The sequence below is a fragment of the Acinetobacter sp. N1-1 genome, assembly GCF_056711485.1.
Genome location: NZ_JBWXUO010000012.1, coordinates 2201633 through 2223694, shown reverse-complemented (window position 1 = coordinate 2223694; position 22062 = coordinate 2201633). Strand labels below are relative to the sequence as shown.

General features: G+C 36.4%; 19 protein-coding genes and 1 pseudogene. 9 read left to right on the top strand and 11 right to left on the bottom strand.

What is annotated here, in order from left to right:
- Nucleotides 1-135: 135 nt before the first annotated feature.
- From AC1MPL_RS11055 to AC1MPL_RS11045, 3 genes are read right to left on the bottom strand one after another with little or no spacing between them, the layout of a single operon-like run.
- The gene (locus AC1MPL_RS11055; RefSeq protein ID WP_479766002.1) at nucleotides 136-1599 is read right to left on the bottom strand and encodes an amino acid permease; all 1464 of its coding nucleotides are present in this window, start codon (nucleotides 1597-1599) and stop codon (nucleotides 136-138) included.
- 15 nt (nucleotides 1600-1614) lie between these two features.
- Nucleotides 1615-2637, bottom strand: coding sequence for a methyltransferase (locus tag AC1MPL_RS11050; RefSeq protein ID WP_479766000.1), 1023 nt, complete (start codon nucleotides 2635-2637; stop codon nucleotides 1615-1617).
- A 50-nt stretch (nucleotides 2638-2687) separates the two neighbouring features.
- Complete coding sequence (locus AC1MPL_RS11045; protein WP_479765999.1) at nucleotides 2688-4055, bottom strand: uracil-xanthine permease family protein; 1368 nt, start codon at nucleotides 4053-4055, stop codon at nucleotides 2688-2690.
- A 168-nt stretch (nucleotides 4056-4223) separates the two neighbouring features.
- Here AC1MPL_RS11045 and typA point away from each other — a divergent pair, with 168 nt between their 5' ends.
- Both typA and mscL read left to right on the top strand, forming a co-directional pair.
- The gene (gene typA / locus AC1MPL_RS11040) at nucleotides 4224-6062 is read left to right on the top strand and encodes a translational GTPase TypA (protein ID WP_023273741.1); all 1839 of its coding nucleotides are present in this window, start codon (nucleotides 4224-4226) and stop codon (nucleotides 6060-6062) included.
- A 204-nt stretch (nucleotides 6063-6266) separates the two neighbouring features.
- Entirely contained in the window at nucleotides 6267-6707 is a 441-nt protein-coding gene (gene mscL / locus AC1MPL_RS11035) for a large conductance mechanosensitive channel protein MscL (protein WP_479765997.1), read from the top strand.
- Between the two features lie 41 nt (nucleotides 6708-6748).
- On the opposite strand, the gene AC1MPL_RS11030 is transcribed toward mscL, so the two are convergent.
- On the bottom strand, nucleotides 6749-7033 hold the full coding sequence (locus tag AC1MPL_RS11030; RefSeq protein ID WP_479765996.1) for a peptidylprolyl isomerase: 285 nt from the start codon (nucleotides 7031-7033) through the stop codon (nucleotides 6749-6751).
- A complete protein-coding gene (mutM, locus tag AC1MPL_RS11025) occupies nucleotides 7033-7854 on the bottom strand; it encodes a bifunctional DNA-formamidopyrimidine glycosylase/DNA-(apurinic or apyrimidinic site) lyase (RefSeq protein WP_479765995.1) in 822 nt (273 codons plus the stop codon). The genes AC1MPL_RS11030 and mutM overlap by 1 nt, the downstream gene beginning before the upstream one ends.
- Nucleotides 7855-8070: 216 nt before the next feature.
- Here mutM and AC1MPL_RS11020 point away from each other — a divergent pair, with 216 nt between their 5' ends.
- From AC1MPL_RS11020 to AC1MPL_RS11010, 3 genes and pseudogenes are all read left to right on the top strand, one after another.
- On the top strand, nucleotides 8071-10203 hold the full coding sequence (locus AC1MPL_RS11020; protein WP_479766225.1) for a TonB-dependent receptor family protein: 2133 nt from the start codon (nucleotides 8071-8073) through the stop codon (nucleotides 10201-10203).
- 77 nt (nucleotides 10204-10280) lie between these two features.
- Nucleotides 10281-11314 (top strand): annotated as a pseudogene (locus tag AC1MPL_RS11015) (oxidoreductase).
- 34 nt (nucleotides 11315-11348) lie between these two features.
- The gene (locus tag AC1MPL_RS11010; protein WP_479765993.1) at nucleotides 11349-12272 is read left to right on the top strand and encodes an AEC family transporter; all 924 of its coding nucleotides are present in this window, start codon (nucleotides 11349-11351) and stop codon (nucleotides 12270-12272) included.
- A gap of 10 nt (nucleotides 12273-12282) precedes the next feature.
- Here the strand turns inward: AC1MPL_RS11010 and mdtD are convergent, their stop codons facing one another.
- Nucleotides 12283-13680, bottom strand: coding sequence for a multidrug transporter subunit MdtD (gene mdtD / locus AC1MPL_RS11005; RefSeq protein WP_479765992.1), 1398 nt, complete (start codon nucleotides 13678-13680; stop codon nucleotides 12283-12285).
- A gap of 66 nt (nucleotides 13681-13746) precedes the next feature.
- Nucleotides 13747-14475, bottom strand: a complete 729-nt coding sequence (gene ygfZ, locus AC1MPL_RS11000) for a CAF17-like 4Fe-4S cluster assembly/insertion protein YgfZ (RefSeq protein WP_479765991.1) — start codon at nucleotides 14473-14475, stop codon at nucleotides 13747-13749.
- 259 nt (nucleotides 14476-14734) lie between these two features.
- On the opposite strand from ygfZ, the gene AC1MPL_RS10995 reads away from it, so the two are divergent.
- On the top strand, nucleotides 14735-15073 hold the full coding sequence (locus AC1MPL_RS10995) for a YegP family protein (RefSeq protein WP_479765989.1): 339 nt from the start codon (nucleotides 14735-14737) through the stop codon (nucleotides 15071-15073).
- A 28-nt stretch (nucleotides 15074-15101) separates the two neighbouring features.
- Here AC1MPL_RS10995 and AC1MPL_RS10990 read toward each other — a convergent pair whose 3' ends face one another.
- Nucleotides 15102-16028, bottom strand: a complete 927-nt coding sequence (locus AC1MPL_RS10990) for a tRNA dihydrouridine synthase (RefSeq protein ID WP_479765987.1) — start codon at nucleotides 16026-16028, stop codon at nucleotides 15102-15104.
- A 74-nt stretch (nucleotides 16029-16102) separates the two neighbouring features.
- Nucleotides 16103-16909, bottom strand: a complete 807-nt coding sequence (locus AC1MPL_RS10985) for a cytochrome C assembly family protein (protein WP_479765985.1) — start codon at nucleotides 16907-16909, stop codon at nucleotides 16103-16105.
- Nucleotides 16910-17052: 143 nt separating this feature from the next.
- On the opposite strand from AC1MPL_RS10985, the gene ffh reads away from it, so the two are divergent.
- On the top strand, nucleotides 17053-18459 hold the full coding sequence (ffh, locus tag AC1MPL_RS10980) for a signal recognition particle protein (protein WP_479765983.1): 1407 nt from the start codon (nucleotides 17053-17055) through the stop codon (nucleotides 18457-18459).
- A gap of 93 nt (nucleotides 18460-18552) precedes the next feature.
- Complete coding sequence (locus AC1MPL_RS10975; protein ID WP_479765981.1) at nucleotides 18553-19722, top strand: GGDEF domain-containing protein; 1170 nt, start codon at nucleotides 18553-18555, stop codon at nucleotides 19720-19722.
- Here the strand turns inward: AC1MPL_RS10975 and AC1MPL_RS10970 are convergent.
- Together AC1MPL_RS10970 and AC1MPL_RS10965 are read right to left on the bottom strand one after the other, a co-directional pair.
- The gene (locus tag AC1MPL_RS10970) at nucleotides 19719-20444 is read right to left on the bottom strand and encodes a type III pantothenate kinase (RefSeq protein ID WP_479765979.1); all 726 of its coding nucleotides are present in this window, start codon (nucleotides 20442-20444) and stop codon (nucleotides 19719-19721) included. The two genes, AC1MPL_RS10975 and AC1MPL_RS10970, sit on opposite strands and share 4 nt — an antisense overlap.
- On the bottom strand, nucleotides 20441-21202 hold the full coding sequence (locus AC1MPL_RS10965) for a biotin--[acetyl-CoA-carboxylase] ligase (protein ID WP_479765978.1): 762 nt from the start codon (nucleotides 21200-21202) through the stop codon (nucleotides 20441-20443). The genes AC1MPL_RS10970 and AC1MPL_RS10965 overlap by 4 nt, the downstream gene beginning before the upstream one ends.
- Before the next feature lie 25 nt (nucleotides 21203-21227).
- On the opposite strand from AC1MPL_RS10965, the gene AC1MPL_RS10960 reads away from it, so the two are divergent.
- Nucleotides 21228-22031, top strand: a complete 804-nt coding sequence (locus AC1MPL_RS10960; protein ID WP_479765977.1) for a sulfite exporter TauE/SafE family protein — start codon at nucleotides 21228-21230, stop codon at nucleotides 22029-22031.
- Nucleotides 22032-22062 lie beyond the last annotated feature (31 nt).

Below are 22062 nucleotides of genomic sequence, written 5' to 3'. Positions count from 1 at the left end.
GACAAGTTGATATGACACTTGTCCGTGAGCTGACATCGTGCCAAGATTTAAAGTTGTAGTAGTAATGGCATGATGTCCTCCTTAAATTGGGTAAATGATTAAATTTTCTGCATTCTACCCCATGATTTTAAAAAATCAAGATTTTTTTAGTGGTTTTACATCCATTTTGTCATAAGGAATGAGTTTGGTTTTGTATTTTATCTTGTACGTTAACCAGATGATTAAAAATACAGGAATCGTAATATAAGTTGATATAATACCTTTCCAATCTACATGATCACCCATAAATGCTTGGTAGTTTTGACCTAAAGTAATAAATAAGCAGAGTGCAAATGCAAACAAAGGGCCAAGAGGAAAAAGCTTTGCACGGTAAGATAAATCTTCAAGTTTATAACCTTGTGCAATGTAGCCTTTACGGAATCTATAATGCGAAACGGCAATACCTAACCAAACAATGAAACCACACATTCCTGACATATTCAGTAGCCAAAAATACACATCTTTTTCACTTACAAAGTATGTAAGCAAGCAGAATGCAGCAATAGTTGTGGTTGCATATAATGCATTCATGGGTACGCCACGAGCATCAAGCTTTGCAAATATTTTTGGGGCGCTTCCTTCTTTTGCCATATTCCAAAGCATACGTGTTGAGGAATACATACCTGAATTACCAGCAGAAAGTACAGCCGTAAGAATAACTGCATTCATTAACCCTGCTGCAAAAGCAAGCCCTGTTTTCTCATAAAGGAGTGTGAAGGGAGAAACCGAAACGTCATTGTTATTTGCTGCTTGTATAAGCAATGGATCATCATAGTGAATGAGTGTGCCAATAATGAAAATACAAAGAATATAAAACAACAAGATACGCCAAAAGATTTGCTTAATGGCTAATGGGATATTCTTTTCAGGTGATTCAGATTCGCCAGCAGCAACCCCAACCATTTCCGTTCCTTGAAAAGAAAATCCTGCAATCATTGCAACCCCAATCATGGCTTGTAATCCACCTACAAAAGGTGCATCTTTATAATGCCAGTTTGCAAACACTGCACTTGATTCACTTACCATAATCTTAAAGATCATGAAAATGCCTAGACCAATGAAGGCAATAATGGCAACGACTTTAATGAGTGAGAAAAAGAACTCACTTTCACCAAAGCCTTTCACAGACATGGCATTAATTGCAAAGATAATACTAAGAAAGGCAAGACTCCACCAAAATCCAGGAATATCTGGGAACCAAAACTTCATAATAAACTGAACTGCAACTAGCTCAAATGCAACAGTAATTGCCCAGTTATACCAATAGTTCCAACCTAAGGCGAAACCAAAGCCATTTTCCACATATTTATTTCCATATGTAAAAAAAGCACCTGTAGTTGGATTATGAGTTGCTAGCTCGCCAAGACTAGTCATTAAAAAGTAAATCATGACACCAATTACTGCATAGGCGAGTAAAGCACCACCTGGCCCTGCACTTGCAATCGTTGACCCCGAAGCAAGGAAGAGACCTGTGCCAATACAGCCACCAATTGCAATCATATTTAGATGACGTGCACCAAGCTTACGTTGTAAGTTCGCAGGTTGATTCTGTTCGCTCATCTAAATTCCTTTGTTTTAAAATTTTGCATTGTTGGCATATAACACCTTAAAACCTTGTTGATCTGCCATGACGGTACATTTACCGACATATTGTTCAATGAGTATTGAATAGTTTAAAAAACGATTCGCAACAATCCATAATTGACCATTTGCATTTAAGTGCAATTTTGCCTGTTGGCAGAGTCCTTCACTTGCTGCATAGTTGGTATGAATACCTTGGTGAAAGGGAGGGTTACTCACGATTGCATCTAGATCGCATGGTGCATCTTCGATACCAGTCACAGCATGTGTATGAAGTTGATGGGTAGGAATGTTGTTACGCTCAAAAGTAATCTTTGTTGAGGCAAGTGCAAAAGCATCTACATCGAGTGCGTATACAATATTGTTTGGATTTAACTTCGCTAAATAGCAGCTAATAATCCCTGCACCACAGCCAAAGTCGGCAAGTTTACCTGATTTTACTTGTTCTAAATAGGGGAGGAGTACGGCTGTGCCAACATCTAAGTGATTTTGACTAAACACACCTGGTAAGCTATAAACGCTAAGAGAAATATGATCATTAACGACGTCATATTTTTGCAACCAATCTGTCAGCGGCTTAGTAGGTACTATTTTTTCAAGTGTTGTTTGCCAAAATTGACAGTGTCTTGCGCTGTCTAGCTTCTTGGTTTGACCGTAGTTCTTTAACTGTTTTGCTGCACGTTCAACCCCACCTTTTTTTTCACCTACTAAAAATATTTGTGCATTCAGGGGTAAGTGGCTGGCAACTTCATAGAGTATGTAATTGAGTAACTCTTTAGACTTCGGAACAAAAATAACCACCTGATCATAGGCTTCTTCTGGAAAACTTGTACCAAAATGGCTTTTATATCCCTGTTTAATTTGGGCTTGGTAATCTGCATAATTCCAAGTCCAAATTGAACTTTGTACAGATTGATCAAGTGTTGATATTAAATTATCGCTTGGGGCGTGAATAAACAATACGCTCCCTTTGAGATAATCTTTCTGTCGTAAGACAACCTCACTTCTTGGATCCATAATTTTCTCTTTTGCAGACACATGCCCAGTGGATACTGGGCAGTGAAACTTTATTCTTTGTTCTCAGGCAATACAACATTTAATATTAAAGCTGTAATACCACCTGTTGCGACACCAGAACTAAAAATATTGCGTAGTAGATCTGGCATATGTTTTAGAAAATCTGGTACTTGTGCAATACCTAAGCCAAGTGCAAGGGAAATAGCAATAATTAAAAGCGCACGACGATCTAACTTTATGCCTGAAAGAATATTAATACCTGAAGCTGCAACAGCACCAAACATTACCATGACCGCACCACCAAGGACTGCTTGAGGAACTGCTTGAATAATACCCGCAATTTTAGGGAATAAGCCAAGTAAAACCAGTAAAGCTGCAATCCATAAACCAACATAGCGACTCGCAACACCTGTAAGCTGAATGACACCATTGTTTTGTGCGAAAACAGAACTTGGGAATGTATTGAATATACCTGCTAAGAAAGAATTGGCACCATTGACCAACACGCCACCTTTAATACGTTGCATCCAAATAGGACCGCTGACGGGTTGGTGTGAAACTTTACTTGTTGCAGTGATATCACCAATTGCTTCTAACGAGGTAACGAGATAAATAAAAGCAAGTGGTAGAAATAACGACCAATCAAATGCAATACCAAAGTGAAGTGGTGTTGGAATTTGAAAAGTAGGTGCTTTATGAAAAGCAGAGAAGTCTAGGTGCCCCATGAATCCAGCTAAAAGATAACCACTGACTAGTGCAAGTAAAATAGCTGAGCTTTTTACCCAAATAATAGGAATACGGTTCAACACCACAATAATTGCAAGTACAGTACAAGACATAATAAGGTTGTCTGTATTGGCAAAACTTCCATCAGCCATTGCACCATAACCACCGCCCATACTAATTAATCCCTCTTTAATAAGAGTAAGACCAATAAGTAGAACAACAACACCTGTAACAAGAGGGGTAATGAGTTTTTTTACCCAAGGTAAAATACGTGAAACCCCCATTTCAATGAATGCACCTGCAATGACAACACCAAAAATTGCGGCCATAACATGTTGATAAGGTGTACCATTTGCAATCATCAAGCTACCAATTGCCATAATTGGGCCAATAAAGTTAAAGCTTGTGCCTTGTACAATAAGTAAGCCTGCACCCAAAGGCCCTACTTTTTTACATTGGAGAAAAGTAGCAATTCCTGAAATAACCAATGACATCGAAAGAATCATGGTTGTTTCATGAGCAGGAACTTTGAGGGCTCCGCAAATAAGTAAGCCTGGCGTTAAAATTGGGACTAAAATAGCAAGCAAATGTTGCAGTGCAGCAAAGAGAGCAACGGATGATTTTGGGCGATCTTCTAACTGAAGAATAAGTTCAGATGAATTATCTTTACCCGAAGATTGTGGGTCTGACATAAAAGTGTGGTATAAATAGAGATGTCACTATTCTAATCGACTTACATGTCTTTACAAAATAAAACATGTTACTGCATTTAAAAAATGTAGCTGTCAATTAGATGTCACTACTAAATAGTAGAGTTTTTTTGTATAATTTGCCCTCAAATTTTAGGCGTATCGAAATTCATGTCATTAGATATTAAAAATCTCCGCAATATTGCAATTATTGCGCACGTTGACCACGGTAAAACAACGTTAGTCGATAAACTTTTACAACAATCTGGCGCACTCGGTGAACGTGCTGGCGAGATTGAGCGTGTCATGGACTCAAATGCGCTAGAAAGTGAACGTGGTATTACCATTCTTGCGAAGAATACTGCCATTACGTGGTTAGATAAACGTACAGATACAACTTACCGCATTAACATTGTGGATACCCCGGGACACGCTGACTTCGGTGGAGAAGTTGAACGCGTAATGTCTATGGTTGACTGTGTATTGCTTTTAGTTGACTCACAAGATGGTCCAATGCCACAAACACGCTTTGTAACTTCAAAAGCGTTTGCTCGTGGTTTGAAACCAATCGTTGTTTTAAACAAAGTTGACCGTCCGGGCGCTCGTCCTGATTGGGTAATGGATCAAGTATTTGATTTGTTCGATAACCTAGGCGCAAGCGATGAACAGCTCGACTTCCCAGTTGTTTATGCTTCTGGTTTAAACGGTATTGCTGGTCGTGAAGCTGATAACTTAGCACCAGACATGACGCCGTTATTTGAAACAATCGTAGACATCGTTGAGCCACCTAAAGTAGATGCAGATGGTCCATTCCAAATGCAGATTTCATCACTTGACTACAACAGTTTTGTGGGTGTGATTGGTATTGGTCGTATTCAACGTGGTTCTGTTAAATTAAATACACCAGTTACTGTAATTGATAAAGAAGGTAAGACACGTAACGGTCGTATCTTAAAAATCATGGGTTACCATGGTCTTGATCGTGTAGATGTTGAATCTGCAGGTGCAGGCGATATCGTATGTATCACTGGTATTGATGCACTTAATATTTCTGACACAATTTGTGATCCGAAAAATGTTGAAGCATTACCACCATTGTCTGTAGATGAACCTACAGTATCTATGACGTTCCAAGTAAACAACTCTCCGTTTGCTGGTCGTGAAGGTAAGTTTGTAACATCACGTAATATTCGTGAGCGTCTAGATCGTGAGTTAATTCATAACGTTGCATTACGTGTTGAAGATACAGACAGCCCAGACCGTTTCAAAGTTTCTGGCCGTGGTGAACTTCATTTATCTGTATTGATCGAAAACATGCGTCGTGAAGGTTTCGAGATGGGTGTATCTCGTCCTGAAGTGATCATGAAAGAGATTGATGGTGAAATCCAAGAACCATATGAAAACGTAACATTTGATGTTGAAGAACAACATCAAGGTGCGATTATGGAGCAGATGGGTAACCGTAAGGGCGAAATGACGAATATGGAGCTCGACGGTAAAGGTCGTATCCGTATTGAAGCAACTGTACCATCTCGTGGTCTAATCGGTTTCCGTTCAGAGTTCTTAACCATTACATCTGGTTCAGGAATTATGACATCAAGCTTCTCTCACTATGGTAAAGCGAAGCAAGGTGCTGTTGCACAGCGTCAAAATGGTGTACTTATTTCAATGGTAAATGGTACATGTTTAGCGTTTGCTTTATTCACTTTACAAGACCGTGGTCGTCTGTTTGCAGAGCCTCAGTTAGAAGTGTATGAAGGTATGATTGTGGGTATTAACTCACGTTCTGACGACATGACAGTAAACCCAACGAAAGCAAAACAGTTAACAAACATGCGTGCATCTGGTACAGATGAAGCATTAACATTAACACCTGCAATTCGTATGACATTAGAGCAAGCACTTGAGTTCATTCAAGATGATGAACTTGTAGAAGTAACGCCTAAGTCTATTCGTGTACGTAAAAAATTCTTAACAGAAAATGAACGTAAGCGTAATCGTGGTAAGTAATTTATTTTGATGTACAGAGAGCTATCCTTTTGGGTGGCTCTTTTTTATTAGGCTAACTAAAGAATTGTTCGTTTTAAGTATTTATTACTTTTTTTTGAATTTAAAACAGATTAAATTGGAAGCTAATAATAAATGCTTATTTTATTTATATATTAAACAATATAAAGTAAGTTCAATTAACAAATAAAAAATTTGGAGATATACATGAGTATAATGAAAGAGTTTAAAGAATTTGCTGTAAAAGGTAATATGATTGATCTTGCAGTAGGTGTAATTATTGGGGGAGCTTTTGGTAAAATCGTTGATTCTTTAGTTAAAGATGTAATCATGCCTATTATTACGATGATTACAGGTGGTGGCGTCGACTTTACACAAAAATTTATTATTCTTGGAAAAAATCCGAACAACTTGCAGACACTTGCAGAGTTACAAAAAGCAGGTGTAAACGTATTAACTTATGGTAATTTCTTAACGATTTTAATCAACTTCATTATTTTGGCATGGGTTGTATTTTTAATGGTAAAAATTATTAATAAAATGCGCCGTAAAGAAGAAGCTGCACCAGCCAAACCTGCACCTACACCAGAAGATATTCAGTTACTTCGCGAAATTCGTGATGAACTGAAAGCACGTAAAGATGCATAATCAGTAAACAAAAATAAAAGGCCGAACAGGCCTTTTATTTTTTAGAAGTCCATTCTAAATTTAACTTCAACCAAGTGATATCCAAACTTACTTTTAATGGGCCCCTGAATGACTTTTTCAGGTGCTGAAAATACAAGTTTATCGATGATAGGAACAAGTTGCCCCTTCTTAACTTCACCGAGTTCTCCGCCACGTTTAGCCGAATTGCAAGTCGAGTGTTGTTTAGCTAGTTTTGTAAAGTCGCTACCACGCGCAAGCTTTTCTTTGAGTTGTTTTGCAAGTTCGATATCTTTGACGAGAATATGTCTAACAATTGCTGTTTTCATTAAACGGCCTTTACTTTTAATGGCTGACACTGTGGACAAAATACACTTGCACGTTGTCCAAGTTTAATATTTTCTAAGGTCGTTTCACAGTTAATACACATTTCACCTGCGCGACCATATGCAAGTAGGGTCTGTTGGAAATACCCATTTTCTCCATTTGCATTGGTATAATCCCTTAGTGTCGAGCCACCTAGCTCAATGGCTTGTTTTAAAATCCTTTTAATTTCAATAACAAGTTTTTCAATTTGTGGGTGTGTTAGGGTATTTGATGGCTGTGCAGGATGAATGCCTAAATTAAATAGACTTTCAGTTGCATAAATATTACCTACACCGACAACAATATGGTTATCCATAAGTGCGACTTTAATAGGTGTTTTTTTAGTTTTTAGTTTTTCAATAAGATATGTCGTATTAAAGTGACTACTTAGTGGCTCGGGGCCAAGTTTGGAGATGAGATTTTTTTCTGTTTCTTCATTTAACCATAAAATACAGCCAAAACGACGTGGGTCATGATAGCGTAATTCAATATCTCCAAAGCCGATAATAAAGTGGTCGTGCTTTCTTAATACTTCACCTGTTGTACAAATTCTAAAACTACCAGACATACCTAAGTGCCAAAGCATATTGTCTTGTTCGAAAGAAGCAATAATGTATTTAGATCGGCGTGATAGGCCAGTAAGTTTCCGACCAATCAATATGTCTACATCTTCAGGTATTTTCCAACGTAGCTGAGATTGTCTAACGTGAACAGAAGTAACTTTTTCATTAATGAGTGAAAGCAAACTAATTTTCGTTGTTTCAACTTCAGGAAGTTCAGGCATAGGATAATGCAATAACATCAAAAGTGTATTTTAACATGTTCTAGGAATCATTATTTAAAAGCATAACACTTTATAAAAAATAATATTTTTGAACTCTATAGAAAATATGAATCATTTATCTTGAACGTTATATAAGTGTTACAATATATTTGATTTATTTTAAAATATATTCACAAGAATCTTAAAGGATCAATAATGCGTTCCCTGATAATTACTATGCCATGGAAAACACCTCTTCTTTTTATTTCAGTATGTATTTGCCAAAATCTTTATGCAGAAGATACTGTAAAAGCGATAAAAGACTTACCTACAATTACTGCTGAAGCTACAAGAACAGGCACAAGTTATTTAAATACGCCGGCATCTATTTACAGAATAGATGTACCTAAACAAACGGACAATATTGGTGTGAATTTAACTGAAGTAGTACAGGGTATACCTAGTCTTCAATTGAATAACCGTCAAAACTATGCACAAGATTTACAGCTTTCTATGAGAGGCTTTGGGGCAAGATCTACATTTGGTGTTCGTGGTATTCGTATTTATGTTGATGGTATTCCTGCAACAATGCCAGATGGTCAAGGGCAAACTTCAAATATCGACTTGAATAGTTTGAATCATGTTGAAGTCCTTACAGGGCCATTTTCTTCTTTATATGGGAATTCATCAGGTGGTGTGCTGCTTGCCGAAACAAAAGAGGGTAAAGGGAAAGACTCCATTACACTGAATTATGGCGGTGGTAGCCACAATAGTAATCATACGGGCCTAATTTTACAGGGTGGTGCAAAATTAGCTTCACAGCCTGCTTATGTCATTAGCTCTTCTTATTTTAATACAGATGGCTATCGCGACCATAGTGCTGCAGATAAAGTATTGAATAATGCTAAACTCACATGGAATTTAGACGATGGCAGTAAAATTAATTGGACAACCAATTACGTTAAAATTCATGCAGCTGACCCAATGGGTTTAACCAAAGCGCAATGGTTAAGCAATCCGAAGCAAGTCCAATCTGGTGTGTTGAAATATAATACAAGAAAGGATTTAGAGCAGACACAAACAGGAATTACATGGTCTAAACCAATTGATGACCATAACAGTGTGTACGTGATGGGATATATTGGAAACCGTCAAGTAACACAATATCAGTCTATTCCGAGTAAAACACAACGTGCAAATGAAAATCATGCTGGCGGTGTAATTGATTTTAATCGTACCTATTATGGTGCAGATTTTCGTTGGACAGGAAAAGATCTCTTACCAAATACGACGATTAACGCAGGTTTGGCTTTAGATGCAATGGATGAAGATCGTAAAGGTTATGAAAACTTTATAATGTCTAAAGATGATGGAATTTCCTCTTATGGTGTTAAGGGAAATATTCGCCGTAATGAAAACAATACATTATGGAATGCAGACCCTTATGTGCAAGCATCTTGGCAGTTTTTACCTGCTTGGCGCGTAGACACAGGATTGCGTTATAGCAATGTTCATTATAAATCTAAAGATTATTATCTAAGTAATAAGGATAATAGTGGTAAAACTGAGTATAACCATACTTTGCCTTCAATTGCGTTAAGCTGGAAAATTACACCAAATGTGTTGGCATATACCAGTTATGCAAAGGGTTTTGAAACGCCTACATTTACTGAAATGGCTTATAATACTGATGGAAGTGCAGGTTTTAATTTTTCACTAAAACCTTCAACCAGTGATAACTATGAAATTGGCTTAAAAGCAGATAATCAATTTGGTATTTTTGCTTTGGCAGGTTTTATGAGTAAAACAAAGAACGATATTGTTTCAGCTGGTACGGAGTATGGACGTGCAAGCTTTAGAAATGCAGACAAAACACTTCGTCAAGGTATAGAAGCCTCTTGGAGTAAAAAGCTATGGCGCGATTTAACTGCACAAGCAAGTTATAGCTACTTAAATGCAACTTTTGACTCTTATGTAGGGGCACTCTATACAAAAGAAGGTAAGTTAAAATCAAGCCCAATTCGAAAAGGAAATTATATACCTGGAATTGCAAAGAATCAGGCTTTTGCAAGTTTAGGCTGGAAACCTGAAATTGGTTTTCATGCAGGGGTAGATGTTCGTTATATGAATAAAATTTATGTTAATGATCAAAACACCGATGCTGCACCGAGTTATACCGTCACAGGTTTAGATGTGGGTTACGCATATAAATACAATGATTGGTCTTTAAATACATATGCCCGTATCGATAATTTATTTAATCGAAATTATATTGGCTCTGTCATTGTAAATGAGTCTAATGGTAATTACTTTGAACCTGCGGATAAACGAAATTGGAGTGCTGGTTTAAGTATTAGTAAGCAATTCTAAATAGAGTATATAACAATGAAACCATTGCTGTTTAAACCATTTGTATTAAGCGATCTTAGGTAAGATGTATTGCATCTATGTGTCAGTATGCTGTAAACCTTGAGGGTGAGATACAATTTTGGCATGAGCAGCAATGGTTAAGTTATACTCTTTCTAGTGCAGGATTATGCATTGTTGAAGCGTCTGCAAGTAATCCTGAAGGATGTATTAGTAATGCAGACCTTGGTTTATGGAATGATAGTCAAGCTCTAAAAATGCAAATGGTACTGAGTAAAATAAGTACTATTTCTCCCATGCCATTTGCTATACAGTTATCACATGCTGGGTGCAAGGCATCTGTAGAAGTTCCTTGGAAAAATCAAGATTCTACAAATGTTGATGGGGCTGGCAGACTGTTGCACCAAGTAATATTCCATTTCTTAGTAATGGTAAAACACCAAGTGCATTAGGTGCAGAAGAAATTATTAAAATTAAACAGGATCTTATTGAAGCTACCCAACGTGCTGTTCAGGTTGGTTTTCGACTCATAGAAATTCATGCGGTGCATGGTTATTTATTACATCAATTTTTGTCGCCACTTTCAAATATACGGGAAGATGAATATGGTGGCTCACTATAAAATAGATGTCGTCTGACTCTCGAGATTGTTCAGGAAATTAAACAAGTTTTATCAAAAGGTTTTCTACTTGGTATTCGCATTTCAGCAACAGATTGGATGAAAAATGATGGTTGGGATTTAGAGTCGAATATTTATTTGTCAGAGCATTTAGAACGATTAGGTATAGCCTATATTTATGTTTCAAGTGGTGGCCTGCATAGAGATTAAACGATTGATGTGAACCCAAATTATCAAGTTCCATTTGCTCAGGCGGTTAAGGCAAAAGTAAAAGTTCCTATTATTGCTGTAGGGCTTATAACAGAGCCTACACAAGCTGAAAATATTTTACAAAAAGATCAAACAGATGCTATTGCAATCGCAAGAGCGATACAATATAACCCTCGTTGGCCTTGGTACGCAGCACAAGTGTTAGGTAAGGAAGTTGCAGTTGCTCCTCAATATCTACGTTGTGAACCATATGGTTATCGCGGAAGGTTATTTAAACCTTTCTAGTGCAAAAATTAATCTATATACATAGAGAAAGAATGTGTTCCTCACAGTAATTGTACCTATATTATTCTTAGTATTAATTGGGTATTTGAGTGTTAATTGGGGGTTGCTCACCCCTGAACAAATTAAAAGCCTTGGCACTTTTGTGATGAAAGTTACATTGCCAGCATTTCTGTTACATGCACTCTTAGGTCAAACATTTGAAGAGGTATGGAAGCCTAAATATTTCCTTCTTTATGGTATGGGGTCCCTCAGTATTTTCTTTGTGTCTTACTATGTAATCAAACATTTTTTTCATCAACGTCTAACATCGGCAGTTATTTTTTCTTTTGGTTCTGCTATGTCAAATACAGGGCTTGTTGGAACAGCGATAGTACCTATGGTGGTGGGAAAAAATGCAGTTGCTTATTTAGCTCAGACACTTTTATTTGAAAGTCTTATTTTGACCACATTGGTTTTATTTTTAACGGACTCTCATGCATATGAAAAGACTGCCTTTCCTATTTTTATAAAAAAAGTTGTTTACAATGCATTGCACAGCCCATTGGTACTTTCTATTTTAATTGCATTTAGTTGCTTATTTTTAGAATTATCTTTACCAACAGCTTTAGATGAAACCTTTGAAGTATTGGGGCAAGCAGCAGCCCCTGTTGCGTTATTTATGATTGGTGGTGGTCTTGCAGGTATAAAAGTTAAGCATTTAGATGGACTAGCATTATGCCCAGTTGTTTTTAAAGTGCTTCTGATGCCAATAATGATTTTTGTACTATTTTATATCTTTAGTGAAGATAGAGAAATGATGCGAATTGCTACATTAATTGCAGTTTTACCTATGCCAACATTATTTCAAGTACTAGGACATATTTATGGCATTGAAAAAAGAGCAATTAATGCATGTATTTTAAGTACCGTGGTAGGACTATTTCTTGCAAGCACACTTATTATTCTTTGGTGGTCTTAGTTTCTAAACATTAGCGGGATTTTTTAAGTTGCCAAAAAATCCAACTTGCACAGATCGTTAATGCACCTAGGCATAAAAATGTATAGTGGAAGGATTGCAACATATTTTGTTTGCCATCTAGATGAATAAAGTTGTTGAGAACAGCCCCCCCAATTGCTACACCCATACTCATAGAAAGCTGTTGTACGACGGACAGTAATCCATTTCCGCTACTTGCATCTTCTTGTTTAAGGTCTTTGATGGTTACAGTATTCATTGCTGTAAATTGAATAGAGTTAAATATACCGAAAATAAAGAAATGAATAAGTTGCCACCACATCGGTGTATTGGGTGTAATTAGCGCAAAACTTGCTATACCTAATCCAACACATAGTGTATTTGTGACGAGAACTCTGCGATAGCCAAAACGATAGATCAGACGCGTGATAAACCGTTTAATCAGCATTGAGCCAATAGCAAGAGGAATCATCATTAAACCAGCAATTGTTGGATTAAACCCTAAAGCAACTTGTAGCATAAGAGGTATCATAAAAGGGATAGCACCATTGCCTAACCGAGCAAATAGATTTCCTAAAATACCAATGCTAAAGGTGTGTACTTTAAAAATACTTGGATGAAAGAGTGGTGAGTGATGACGTAAGGCATGTAGCCAATATGAAGCACCTGCTGATAGACCTATAACGATAAGTAAAATCATACTTGCTTGTGAGCGAGTTTGATCGACCATATTTTCAAGTACAAGGGACAAACTGACCATACTGGTTGCAACAAAAATAAAGCCAATATAATCGAAGTTTGCAAGTTGGGCTTGTTTCATATTGGGCAATACTTTAAGTGTAAAGCATGCACCAATGATGCCTATAGGTACATTAATCAAAAATATCCAGTGCCAACTCATCCATTCTACAATGAGTCCACCAAGACTAGGTCCAATGAGAGGACCAATAAGTCCAGGAATGCTTACAAAGCTAAGAGCAGCCAACAATTGAGGTCGAGGTATTACTTTCAAAACAGTTAACCTGCCAACAGGCTGAAGCAGTGCTCCACCAATGCCTTGAAATATCCTTGAAATAACTAAAGCTGTAAGACTTTGAGAAAGCGCACATCCAATAGATGCCCCACTGAATAAGATGATTGCAAAGAAGTAAGTACGTTTAATGCCATAACGATCTGTTACCCAACCACTAATAGGAATGGTTACTGCCATTGCTAAAACATACGCTACAATGACAGACTGCATATTTAATGGGTTTTCATTTAAGCTTTGTGCAATATTGGGCAAAGCAGTATTAATAATAGTGCTGTCCAGTTGTTGCATGAAAAAGCCCATTGCAACGAGCCATAGAATAGAGCGATATTCTTTGCCAATTGGTTCAGGGGCATCTTTTGTCTTTGTTCCTTGACTCATTATTTTTCTCTTATTTTAGGAGTTATGGCGCTTGTATATAACAAACGCCATATATTTTCTAATGTATTATTTAGTTCTTGCAACATCTTCGTTGAGTGGAGATGGTAATTCAATGACTTCTAAGAAAGAAGTTTCTTCTAAAGTTGTTGGTTTGGCAATAACCAGTGCCATATATCCATTATTTTTAGTATGAATCATATTGACGATTTGGATATTACCATCGATTTTATTACCTGCATTTGGAAGTTGTTGTGTGCTTTTTACGAGGTGTAGCCATTGTTTTGGTTGTGCCTTAAACCAAAGTCTTGCAATAATTTCCTGCCCCAAATAACAGCCTTTATCGTAGTGTACGCCGTTTCTCTGATGCAATCGTAATTCTTGTGGCTGAAAAAGGTGTTCAGTTGCTTGGCTAATCCAAGCCTGTCCATGCTCAATAGTATGCTGCTGCCAACGTTGTATATCTGAGGTAGTTGAAAGAAAGATTGTATTGTCTTCATGTATGTGAGGAAATACTTCACTAACCTCTACGAGAGTTGCTTTTGCAAATGCAGCATATTTTTTAATATGATTTGAAAAACTTTCTTTTTGATCTTCTACAACAACAATATCAAACTGTTCAGGATTGTGTTTGGTTAACCAAAGGCCAAAATGAACACGACCTTTTAGGTCACATATTGCTGTATATTGGGTCGAGTTTTCAGCAAGTCGCTCGACATGTAGAGTGACCTGACCTTGTAGAAACTTAGATGCATCAGCACCTGTAAAAGTATAGTGTATAAATTTTGGGTGACTCATGATTATTCTCAAATCGAATGTAATATATGAGTTATTTTGTCGGATTTTTAGAAAAAAATCAGCTTATGATTTAAAGTGTGTAGGCAATAGATTTTATATGTAATGTACTATTTGCAATCTTCTGCATAAAATATAAGAAAAAAATCAAAATGATTACAAAACAATCACTTTAAAAAGATTTAATCAAGCTTTATAGTAAATTGAAGTATCACATAATAAATGATTGGTACAAAAACTAAATAAATATGATGAGGTTCTTATGTCTGGTTGGTACGAAATTTCAAAAGCAAAAGATGGCCAGTTTCATTTTGTATTAAAAGCGGGAAATGGTGAAATTATTCTAACGAGTGAGTTATATAAAGCGAAAGCTTCTGCACTTAATGGTATAGAGTCTGTACAGAAGAATTCAATAGAAGATGGTAAATACGATCGTTTAGAAGCAAAAAATGGCAAGCCATATTTTAATTTGAAAGCAGTAAACCATCAAATTATTGGTACTAGTCAAATGTATAGCACAGTGCAAACACGTGATCATGGTATTGAGTCTGTAAAAACGAATGGTTGTACTACAAAAATTAAAGATCTAACAGAAGAATAATCTTTAATCTTGAGATAAGCATGTGAGATCACATGCTTATTTTTTCGATAATTTTATCAATTTGCTTAAGTCGTTTTACATCGTTCCAAAGTGTTTTTGCTTCAGGATAGGCTTTGCTCATCATGCCTAACCATTGTTTATATCGGCCTATCATACCAACTTCAGTTTTACTTTTTCCATTTAAAAAACGAATTTGTAATTCAACTAAGTCTTGCCAGCAAAGTAAGGCTCTGTCGGTATTTTGACGAATACATTGGGTTAAATCTGGTGTAGTTACCGCCCCACGACCAATCATTAAATCATGACAACCAGATTGTTCTATACAAGATTTGGCATGTTGGTTATTCCAAATTTCACCATTGGCAATTACATTAATTTTTAAGGCTTCTTGAATAGGATGAATTTTTTCCCAATATGCAGGTGGGGTATAGCCATCAGCTTTTGTACGTGCATGAACTGTTAACCAATTCGCTCCTGCATCTTCAATTGCATGTGCATTTTCTAATGTATGGTTTTCATCTAAATACCCAAGGCGCATTTTTGCAGATACGGGTATTTGTGAAGGAACAGCTTGGCGAACAGCTTTTACAAGTTCGTGAATAACGTCAGGTTCATCTAATAAAACTGCACCACCTTTATGTTTATTTACTGTTTTTGCAGGGCAACCAAAATTTAGGTCAATTGCAGGTGCACCTAAAGCAGCGGCGCGTTTTGCATTCTCTGCAAGCATAACTGGGTCATTGCCTAAGAATTGGACATGGACAGGTGTTCCAGCTGAAGTACAGCCATTAGATTTTAATTCTGGACAGTAACTATAATAAACATGATCAGGTAAAACACTATTTGTAACACGAATAAACTCGGTAACACACCAGTCAAAACTTCCAACATGAGTGAGTACATCACGCATGATTGGGTCTGTTAACCCTTCCATAGGTGCTAAAATGAGTTTCACTGTTACAAACCTCAAGCATTATTTAAAAAAGGGGTTATACGCAAATTAAGCAATACTGTCCATTAAAACTGTAATTAATGACCAAGTATAATTTCTAAAATAAATTTACTGCCGATAAAGCCTATGGCAAGTAATAAAAATCCTGCTAATGTGAAACGAATCGCTTTTTGCCCACGCCAGCCAAATTTAAAGTGGCCGACCAGTAGAAAACCATAAACAAACCAAGAAATAATACTAAATACAGTTTTATGAGCAAGATGCTGTTGAATAAAACTATCGACCATGAAAAAGCCTAAAAGTAAGGCAGCCGTAAGCATAATGAATCCAGTCATGAGCATATCAAAGAGTAATGACTCCATGACTTGAAAGGGTGGAAGTAAGTTTACCCACAGTCTTTTTTGTTTCTTTTTTAATTCTTGATCTTGAAACCACATCATAATCGCTTGAATTGTAGCCATAAGTAGCACTGCATAAGCAGATAGTGACAAGATAATATGAAGGTCTAGGCCAATTGAGTGACTATTTGCATATTGATTGGGCTGACTAAAAGTAAAGCCACAAATAAGCCCAATTGCAGCAACAGGAATACCTATAAGATTTAGTGCAGATACAGGACGATATGTGCTATATAGCACACTTAAAATAAGCATAAGCCCTGAAGTAAACGATAGTAGGTTGAAAACATCGTAATTGACCCCATTTGCTGTAAGCATATCATTATGCAAAACATACCCATGCAATAGGAGTCCGATGGAAATGATGACACTCATAAACCAGTTGTTTGGTTTATGCTTAGCCAATAAATGCATAAAGGCGTACCAAAAACCTGTGGTATAGGCAACTAAGGCGAGAACGGTGTACACCAATGGAAGACTGATCATGTCAAACCTTTGTTACAATAATGAATATTCATGCTAGACGATATAAATTTAGAGCGAACTCAAGTATCCTATAGCAATTAATACATAAATTTTCTATTAGAGAAAGATTTTTTTGCAACTAGCCATTTTAAGCGGAATCTGCAATGTTTGATACCTTAACAGAACGACTCACGCAGAGTCTAAAAAATGTTACCGGTTCAGGGCAACTGACCGAAGATAATATTAAAGATACATTACGTGAAGTACGTATGGCTCTTTTAGAGGCCGATGTTGCCTTGCCTGTAACGCGCGAATTTATTGCGAAAGTTAAGGAGCAAGCACTTGGTCAAGAAGTCTTAACTCAACTCTCACCAGGTCAAGCTTTTGTTAAGATTGTACATGATGAACTCACAAAAATGATGGGTGAGGCAAATCAGAGTCTTGATCTTGCTGCAAAACCGCCTGTTGTTGTCTTACTTGCGGGTTTACAAGGTGCGGGTAAAACAACGACTGCTGCAAAGTTATCACGTTATTTAAAAGAACGTCAAAAAAAGAAAGTGATGACAGTTTCTGCTGACGTTTATCGTCCTGCAGCAATTAAACAGCTTGAAACCGTATCTAATGAAGTTGGTGCTGAGTTTATTCCTTCTGATGCATCAGAAAAGCCAATTGATATTGTAAATCGTGCAATTGAGCAAGCCAAAATTAAGTTTGCTGATGTTCTTATTGTAGATACAGCAGGTCGTTTACATGTTGATGAAAACATGATGGACGAAATTAAAGCTTTACATGCTGCTGTTAAGCCTACAGAAACTTTATTTGTTGTTGATGCAATGACAGGGCAAGATGCTGCCAATACAGCAAAAGCCTTTAATGATGCATTGCCACTGACTGGTGTAATTCTTACAAAAACTGATGGTGATGCACGTGGTGGTGCTGCACTTTCTGTTCGTGCAATTACAGGTAAACCAATTAAATTTTTAGGTATGGGGGAGAAGTTAGATGCCCTTGAGCCTTTCCATCCTGAGCGTGTTGCACAGCGTATTTTAGGTATGGGTGACGTTCTTTCTTTAGTTGAAGAAGTTGAACGTAAAATTGATAAAGAAAAAGCCGAAAAAATGGCGAAAAAACTGCAAAAAGGTGGCAGCTTCAACTTTGAAGATATGCTTATGCAGTTTGAGCAAATGAATAAAATGGGCGGCATGATGGGCTTCTTAGATAAGTTGCCTGGAATGAGTAATGCAGGGTTACAGCAAGCAATAGAGCAAGCAAAGCCTGAAAAGCAAGTAAAGAAAATGGAATCGATTATTCAGTCGATGACTTTAAAAGAACGCCGTAATCCTGAGTTAATGAATCCAAGTCGTAAAAAACGTATTGCAGCAGGGTGTGGAATGGACGTTGCTGAGGTTAATAAACTCATTAAGCAACATGCACAGATGGCAAAAATGATGAAAAAATTTGCGAACCCAAGTGGAATTGGGAAAATGATGCGTTCATTAAGTGGTATGCAAAAACAATTTGGTGGCGGCGGTGGCGGTCCACTATTTGGTAATAATAATTCAAAAAAATAGTAAAAAAGGCGCATCGCGCCTTTTTTATTCGTTATACTTCCCCTTTGTATGAAATTAATTCATTCAACCATTGGTTGGATCATGGGGCTTTATGTGACGGATATATTACTTTCAGTAATGCTAGCGTATCCTTTAACAGTTTTTTTAATGGGAATTTTATTATTTCTGATTTACTTTTTAGTAGGTAAAGCACAATACTTAATTTATTTAAGTATTGCTTTTGCTGGAGTGAGCTTAGGGATTTGGCTGCAAATTACACATATACCTGAAAATGTCTCACTAAATGTAACGCTAAGTGGGATATGTTTCTTAATTTTTAGTTATTTTATTGCACAAGGGATTGTTGCTTTAGAAGGAAAAGTATTAGATCAAACAACTTGTTTTAGCCTCTTAATCTTATCATTTATTATTCGTTGTACTAGTGGCTTAATACCAAATACATCTTTCTCAGACTTTATACGCGTTTTTAGCGTTTATGGAGTTTTAATTATATTTTTGTGTTTTGCATTATGGAAAGTAAGACATCTTATATTTGGTGATATCTTAGAAAAAATTTGGTGTTTAGTCATTACTTTATGGTTTATTTCACTTTTATGGCGTTTAGTATATATATCTTATTCACCTGAAATGCTTAGAATTTTATTTTTAGAAAATAAAAATCCTTTTTATGAGCATTTTTATCGCCTACAGCATATATTTTATCTTTTAGTATTAATTCTTAGTATTTTAACTTTATTACTTGCTATTAAACGTCTTATTCGAGATATAAATGATAAAAGGCTTTTTGATGCTTTAACTGGTGCTTATAACCGTCTAGGATTACAACATTTTATTGAGTTTGACTTACCTAAATTAAATACATTTAGTTTGATAATGCTAGATATTGATTTCTTTAAATCGGTGAATAGTCAGTATGGGCACCCAATAGGTGACTTTGTCATTAAAACACTGGTGCATTTGATTAAAACCAATATGAATACTGAAGATAGTAAAGTCATTCGTTTAGGTGGCGAAGAGTTTATGATAGTCCTGCCATCATTTAATCAAAGAAAATTAATGAGAAAAGCTGAGTATTTACGTAAAGCAATTGAAACACATGATTTTTCAGAAATTGCTGAAGGTTTGATAGTTACGGTCAGTATGGGAGTGGGTGAGTATGATGCGACTATAGACTTTCAAGATATCTATACTGATATTGATCGGAAGCTTGCCGCAGCAAAAATGAATGGCCGTAACCAGATTGTGAGTATGATAAATTCTTAATATTGTAGATAAGTTTGTAATCCCTTTAAAAGTAAATCGGGAATAATTTCAGGATGATATTGAGCGAGATGTTGTGCGAATAGTGGAGCATCTCCTCCTGTTAAAATAAGATTTTTTTCTTTCCCCTGTTGCATAATTTTTTCAATACTGCTGACTAAACCAAGTAAAATACCATGATGTACACAATCTACAGTATTGTGGCCAGGTGTTAAGATGCTAAAAGCAGAATCTGGAATTTTAATTCCCTTAGTATTTTGTATAAGTGCATCACGCTGTAAATATAGGTTAGGAAGAATATAACCACCTAGATGCTGTTTTCCTTCAATCAGATCGATTGTTAATGCTGTACCACACCCAACAATACAGTAATTTTTTTTAGTTTCAGCAACAGCAAGCATTTGTAGCCAACGATCAATGCCAAGTTGGCTAACATCTTCATAGCCACAAATAAACTCTCTATATTGCTTATGCACTTGTGCAAAATGCATTGGACATTCTAACATTCGTAGTGTTTTTTCAATCTTTTGGTTATTACGGTTATCCAAAACAGAAGAAATACCAATACAGTTTAACTTTTGCTTTTTAAAATATTGTATAAGGCCTAGTAGTAAATCGGCAGGTGATTGTAAGTGTAGTTCCGCAAAATGATCTAAAACTTCACCATTCTCAGTAATCCAATATTTCAGGCGAGTATTCCCAATATCTAACCATAAGCATCTCATGATGTACCTTCCAAAAGACGTAATCGTCCTTGATAAAAATTATTTATTTTACCATCAACTTCGATACAAACAGCTCCATCAGGTTGAATACCAGTAAAGATACCTTGAACTTTTCCTTGAGCATGTTCAAACGTAACCACTCTATTTTTAAACATCGCGACATGATTGAATCGTTCAGCAAGGTTTTGAGAACCATAATTAAACCATTGCACTGCATTTTGTATAGCAATATACATTTGAGCAATAACTTCGGTTCTAGAAATATCTAAATGTGTGAGTTGTGTTAGAGAGGTTGTTTCTTGGTCTAAATTTGTAATAGATGCATGTGGAAACAAATTAATACCAACGCCAACAATAGCTTGATGTGTTGATGTAGGCTCTACAAGAATACCTCCCCATTTTCCTTGCTTACTATATAAATCATTGGGCCATTTTATATGAAGGTCTAAGTTACAAATACATGGCATATGTAATAAGTTTAGAGCAATTTCCAAGGCAAGACGACCATCAAGCGATGTGGTTGTATTTACAAGTGTACTGAAGTAAATGTTACCTTGAGGTGATTGCCATTCTCGATGATGCTGACCTCTACCTTGGGTTTGTGTTTCACTACAAACGAGGGCTGTTAAAATGCCTTGTTGTGCAAGGGCTTTTACATCATCATTTGTAGACTCTGTTGTTTGTTTTAATAATACAACTTCAGGAATATGAGCCGATAAAGATAATAATCTTTTTAATCTTTGAGTTTCAGAATCCATCTTAATACATCATAAGGAAATATGTATGGAGTTAATCATATATTTAATGATTGGTGCAATTGCAGGTTTTGCTGCAGGGCTATTTGGCGTTGGTGGTGGTTTAATTATTGTACCCATATTGTATGTGGTTTTCTCTCATCAAGGTTATGATCCAAATTTAATTATGCATATGGCTTTGGGCACATCTTTAGCCACGATTGTAGTGACTTCTATTAGTTCAGTCATGGCACATCATAAAAAAGGTGCAGTATTATGGCAAGTTGTAAAAAATCTGGCACCTGGACTTGTTGCTGGATCTTTTGCTGGTGCAGGTATTGCAGATGTACTATCCGGAAAAATCTTACAAGTTATTATCGGTATTTTCGCAATAGTCATTGCATTTAGAATGTTTACAGGTGCTTCAGCACATGTAGATACTTCACGCCAACTTCCTTCAAGACCAAAACAAATCACTGCAGGTGGAGTCATTGGTATTGCATCTGCTATTTTTGGGATAGGTGGCGGTTCTTTAACTGTTCCATATTTAAATAGGCATGGTGTTGTTATGCAAAAGGCTGTTGCAACTTCAGCAGCATGTGGTTTGCCTATTGCAATAGCCGGTGCAATAGGTTTTATGTTTTTTGGGCAACAACAGCATCAACAAATTAACCATGCAATTGGTTATGTACATATTTATGCCTTTATTGGTATTAGTATTATGAGTTTTTTAACTGCAAAATTGGGTGCAAAGGTTGCACATGCACTTTCTACAGTTATGCTTAAAAAGTGTTTTAGCTTTTTACTTCTCTTTGTTGGAATCTACTTTTTGTATCGTGCATGGTACAGTTAAAAAAAGAAAAGCCAACATTGAATGTTGGCTT